Origin of the sequence: Micromonospora sp. ALFpr18c (assembly GCF_008868155.1) — a bacterium.
Lineage (GTDB): Bacteria > Actinomycetota > Actinomycetes > Mycobacteriales > Micromonosporaceae > Micromonospora.
The window spans coordinates 1-1,023 of sequence record NZ_WBKR01000421.1 but is presented as its reverse complement, the minus strand read 5'-3'; the positions used below and the strand labels follow the sequence as shown (position 1 = coordinate 1,023).

Here is a 1,023-nt window from a genome sequence, read left to right as displayed (position 1 = left end):
GCCCGACAGTCACGACTAAAGCTCACATCCCACAAATCGACCAGTCGCTATCCATGGCGGACCTACCGAAAGGCCTCCAACCGGACGCAACGCATAGATCAGATCAATTCACTGCGAACCACCCTCTCAGGACCCGGTGTCCTCGCGGCGCTGGCAGCTCGACGTCGCAAGTGAACTCGTCGCCGGCCGGGGCCGGATCGTCGCGCAGTTCTTTGACGTCGGCCACACCCGCGAACTGTCCTGGATCGACCGGCCTCAAGCCGCAGCGCTGCTCGCCGCGGTGACCGACCCTGACCGGGGCTTCGACGCGATCGTCGTCGGTGAGTATGCGCGGGCGTTCTCCGGCAGCCAGGCGATACGCGTGGCCGCGGTGTTGCAGCGGCACGGCGTACACCTGTGGCTGCCCGAGACCGACGGGCCGCTCGACTTGCGGTGTTGCAGCGGCACGGCGTACACCTGTGGCTGCCCGAGACCGACGGGCCGCTCGACTTTCAGAACACCACCCATCAAGCGCTGCTGATGCTGCTCGGAGCGCAGGCCAAACGCGAAGTCCAGCGTGCTCGCTTCCGTACCACCATGGCGATGCAGGCACAGACCCGCGAGCAGGGCCGCTACCTCGGCGGCCGACCACCCTACGGATACCAGCTCGTCGACGCCGGAGCACACCCCAACCGCGCCCACGCACGATGGGGACGACGACTACACCGCCTCGAGCCCGACCCGCGCACCGGCCCGCACGTCGCGTGGATGTTCGCCCAGCGCCTCGCCGGACACAGCATCGCCGGTATCACCCGATCGCTCAACGACAAGGGCGTGCCGTGCCCGTCCGCCGCCGACCCTGACCGCAACCCGCACCGCCCCGGCGACGGCTGGCGACTCCGGACCGTCGCGGCGATCCTCGCCAACCCCCGCTACACCGGCCGGCAGGTCTGGAACCGCCACCGCACCGACCACGAACAGACCCAGCACGAACTACCCGGCCTGCTGCAGGCCCGCAGGCTCAACGCCGGGACCCAGTGGGCG

The 1,023-nt window shown here is 69.1% G+C and carries 2 protein-coding genes; one reads left to right on the top strand and one right to left on the bottom strand.

Annotated features, from left to right (window positions below; translation table 11 throughout):
* Window positions 1–103 precede the first annotated feature (103 nt).
* The gene (locus tag F8271_RS33665) at window positions 104–385 is read right to left on the bottom strand and encodes a hypothetical protein (RefSeq protein ID WP_225854906.1); all 282 of its coding nucleotides are present in this window, start codon (window positions 383–385) and stop codon (window positions 104–106) included.
* Between the two features lie 47 nt (window positions 386–432).
* Between F8271_RS33665 and F8271_RS33660 the strand changes: the two genes are divergently transcribed.
* Window positions 433–1,023, top strand: a 591-nt coding sequence (locus F8271_RS33660; RefSeq protein WP_225854905.1) for a recombinase family protein, incomplete at its 3' end; no start/stop codon positions are given.